This is a genomic window from Lapillicoccus sp. (genome assembly GCF_025353065.1).
GTDB lineage: Bacteria > Actinomycetota > Actinomycetes > Actinomycetales > Dermatophilaceae > Lapillicoccus.
Genome location: NZ_JANXRJ010000015.1, coordinates 1 through 3,591, shown reverse-complemented (window position 1 = coordinate 3,591; position 3,591 = coordinate 1). Strand labels below are relative to the sequence as shown.

Below are 3,591 nucleotides of genomic sequence, written 5' to 3'. Positions count from 1 at the left end.
GTCGGTCCTGGAGCCGACCTGGGCCGTGTCCGACGGTGACCTCGAGGCGGCGGTGGGGGTGCTCGGGGTGATCCGGTCCGTGCTGGAGCGGCTCGAGGTCGCGGTCGCGGGGGAGGTCGATGAGCGGGGGCTGGCGGGTGCGGCGGGTCTGTCGACGCAGGACTGGCTGGTCGCCGTGTTCGGCGCGGGCGCACCGAAGCCCGAGGTGCGCCGGATCGCTCAGGTGGTGGCCGTCGCGCGGGCCTGCCGCAGCGAGCGGCCGACGGACGTCCTCGTGGGGCAGGCCGTCACCTCGGGAGCGATGACGGTGGAGAAGGCCGCCCTGGTGATGCGGTTGGTGGAGGACGTGCGCGGCCTCGCCGACCCCGACGCGCTGGTCGCCGACACCGAGGCCCTGGTGAGAGCTGCGTGGGATGACCAGGACGGTCGGGCCCTGTCGACGCGGGAGCTGATCAAGGCGATCCGTTACGCGACCCAGCTGATCAAACCCGCCGCCGACCTCGAGGCCGACGAACGCAAACGCCGGCTGGCGCGCTCGCTGGTCAAGGGGACCGGGCCGGCGGGGATGGGGGACTACCGGGTGCGCCTCGACGCCGAAGGAGCGGCGATCCTCGACGCGGCCGTGGAGGCGCTGTCCGAGCCGGTCCAGGGACCCGACGGTGAACGGGACCCGCGGACGGCCGCGACCCGCCGCGCCGACGCGCTGCTCGAGGTGGTCCGGCGCGGGGTCGGGGCGCCGGGCGAGATGCCGACGACCGAGAACGCGCAGGTGATCGTGACGATCCCGTGGGCGGACCTGCAGGACGGCTGCCGCGGCGCGGGCCTGACCCTGACCGGGGAGCTGCTCTCACCGGGCGTGCTGCGCCGGATGGCGTGCGACGCCCGGATCTTCCCGATGGTCCTCGGCGCGCAGGGTGAGGTCCTCGACCTCGGGCGCGGGCGGAGGCTGTTCAGCCCCGGCCAGCGGAAGGTCATCTGGCGCCGCGACGGGCACTGCACCTATCCCGGCTGCACCATCCCCGCGCAGTGGACCGACGTCCACCACGTCACCTGGTGGGCCCGATCGGGCCCGACCGACATCGCCAACGGCGCCCTGCTCTGCGGGCGCCACCACACCCTGGTCCACGACCGTGACCTCACCGCCGACATCGACACCACCGGCGTCACCTGGCACCTCTGACCACCCCGCACCGCACCCCGCGACCGCGGGGTCTGAGGCATGCCTGGGCACCGTGCCTGATGTGGGGAGGGAGTTCCCGGCGGTGCGGGACTGTGGTGGCGGGACTGTGGTGGCGAAGTCTGGCACCGCAGGAGAGCGTGAGACCTCAGGTCAGCGCGGGTCGGGGACGCCGACCCCCATCTGCACGGTGTGGACGACCTGGTGGCGGGGACGGCGGTGCTGGCCCTCGTGGAGGTGGGAGGAGATGAGGTCGACGGCGTCGACCTCCCACGGCGGGCTGACGTAGGTGTCGAGGATGCGCATCCAGCGGGTCGCCTCGACGGGACGCTTGAGCCGGGCGACGGACAGGTGGGGCCGGAAGGGCTTGCCGTCGACCGGTGCTCCCGCCGAGGACGCTGCGGCCCGGACGTTGACGGCCAGCCGCTCGAGCTCGCCGGTCTCCGCCACCCCGGCGCCGTTGCGCAGGCCGAGCCAGAGGACCTTCGCCTCGATGGCGTCGGGGAAGGCGCCGGCTCCCGCGAGACGGAGGGTGAAGGGACGGCGCTTGGCACCCGCTTCGTCCAGTCGTTCCACGAGGTCGTCGACCCGGCGCTCCGGGACCGCCTCCATGAAGGCCAGCGTCACGTGCCACTGCGACGGGTCGATCCACGGCATCCCCTGGTCACGGCGGGGTTCGAGGAAGTCGGAGAGGTCCTCGACGACCTCGGGCGGCGGGACGACAGCAACAAACATGCGGTGGGGCATGGGTCGATTCTCCCGCCCCCTGGCGGGTGACCGCACGTCCTTTCCCATGGCAGGCGGACGGCATACGGTGTGGGCATGTTCGTCGTCGAGCTCGCCTTCACCGACCACCCCTCCCGGCTCGAGCTGAGGCCGCGGCACCGCGAGCTGCTGACCGAGCTGCACGAGCGCGGCGAGCTGCTCGACGCGGGCCCGTTCGAGGACGGCAGCGGGTCGCTCTGCTTCTTCACCACGACCCGCGAGCGCGTGGACGCGGCGCTGGCGGCCGACCCCTACTTCGCCTGCGCGGGCGTGCGGCTCGTGGCCGTACGCGAGCTCACGACCCTCTTCGGCAGCTAGCCTGCTCGCCATGGGCTTCCCGGAGAACGTCCTCACCCGTGACGAGCAGGTCGTCCGCAGCCTGCACCCGCACTGGCTCACCGTGATCGGGCCGACCGTCACCGCCGTCGTCCTCGTCGCAGCGGCGGTCGTCGCATCGGCGCTCACCCCGGACGACAGCCGGGGCAACCTCATCCAATGGGTATGCGTCGGGCTGGTGGTGGTCCTCGCGATCCCCCTCGTCCTCGTCCCCTACCTGCGCTGGCGCACCACCCACTACGTCATCACCACCCACCGCGTCATGGTGCGCCGCGGCATCCTGTCGAAGGCCGGCAAGGACATCACCCTGTCCAAGATCACCGACGTCAGCTTCCACCAGAGCCTGCTCGACCGCATCCTGCGGTCCGGGTCGCTGAGCATCGAGTCGGCCGGCGACTCGGCCGACGAGGAGCTGCGCAACATCCCCCACAGCGACGAGATCCAGCAGCTCGTCAACCACCTCATCGACGAGGACTCCACGACGCGGGCCCGTCGGGCCAGTGGCGGAGGCGGCGAGTGGCCGGCCCGCAGCCCGGAGCGCCCGGACCGACCCCGCCTCAGTGAGGAGTAGGACACCGTGACGGATCAGGGACCGGCGCTCGCAGTCGGCACGGGTTCGGCTGCGACACAGGCCTTTCGGGCCGCCCGCGACCAGCTCCTCGGCTGCCGTGAGCAGTATGCCGCGGCGGTCGCCGACTTTGCGTTCCCCGACGTGGGTGACCACTTCAACTGGGGTGTCGACTGGTTCGACGCGGTCGCCCGCGGCAACGACAACCCCGCGCTCGTCATCGTCGAGGAGGCCGACCGCGCCGCCGGACGCGAGCCGGCGAGCTACAGCTTCGACACCCTGGCCCGCCGCTCGGACCAGGTGGCCGCCCACCTGCGCGCCCTCGGGGTCGGTCGCGGCGACGCCGTCATCGTCATGCTCAACAACCGGGTCGAGCTGTGGGAGGCGATGCTGGCGATCATCAAGCTCGGCGCCGTCGTCATGCCGACCGCCACCGCCGCCGGACCGGCCGACCTGAGCGACCGGATCGCCCGCGGACGGGCACGGGCAGTGATCGCCAACGCCGTCGACACCGGCAAGTTCGACGTGGTGCCGGGCGATGTGGTGCGGATCGTCGTCGGCCCGGTCGCGACCACGAGCGGCGTGGCGCCGGGCTGGGAATCCGTCTCTGCGGCATACGTGCTCGACGCGCAGCCCACCCCCCACCCGGGCACCGCCTCGAGCGACCCGGTCCTCCTCTACTTCACCTCGGGCACGACCTCGAAGCCCAAGCTCGTCGAGCACAGCCAAGTGTCCTATCCCGTGG

Annotated in this window: 5 protein-coding genes; 4 read left to right on the top strand and 1 reads right to left on the bottom strand. The window is 72.4% G+C overall.

Features of this window, described 5'->3' with window-relative positions; all coding sequences use genetic code 11:
• Window positions 1-1,180, top strand: a 1,180-nt coding sequence (locus Q0R63_RS01165) for an HNH endonuclease signature motif containing protein (protein ID WP_295692760.1), incomplete at its 5' end; no start/stop codon positions are given.
• A gap of 150 nt (window positions 1,181-1,330) precedes the next feature.
• On the opposite strand, the gene thpR is transcribed toward Q0R63_RS01165, so the two are convergent.
• The gene (gene thpR / locus Q0R63_RS01160; RefSeq protein WP_295692758.1) at window positions 1,331-1,924 is read right to left on the bottom strand and encodes an RNA 2',3'-cyclic phosphodiesterase; all 594 of its coding nucleotides are present in this window, start codon (window positions 1,922-1,924) and stop codon (window positions 1,331-1,333) included.
• A gap of 75 nt (window positions 1,925-1,999) precedes the next feature.
• Between thpR and Q0R63_RS01155 the strand changes: the two genes are divergently transcribed.
• The 3 genes from Q0R63_RS01155 to Q0R63_RS01145 form a co-directional block, all read left to right on the top strand.
• Window positions 2,000-2,260 (top strand): hypothetical protein, encoded by a 261-nt coding sequence (locus Q0R63_RS01155; RefSeq protein WP_295692757.1) that lies wholly within the window; start codon window positions 2,000-2,002, stop codon window positions 2,258-2,260.
• 10 nt (window positions 2,261-2,270) lie between these two features.
• Window positions 2,271-2,849, top strand: a complete 579-nt coding sequence (locus Q0R63_RS01150; protein WP_295692756.1) for a PH domain-containing protein — start codon at window positions 2,271-2,273, stop codon at window positions 2,847-2,849.
• Window positions 2,850-2,855: 6 nt separating this feature from the next.
• Window positions 2,856-3,591 (top strand): AMP-binding protein (locus Q0R63_RS01145; protein WP_295692755.1); only part of this gene is annotated, 736 nt, incomplete at its 3' end.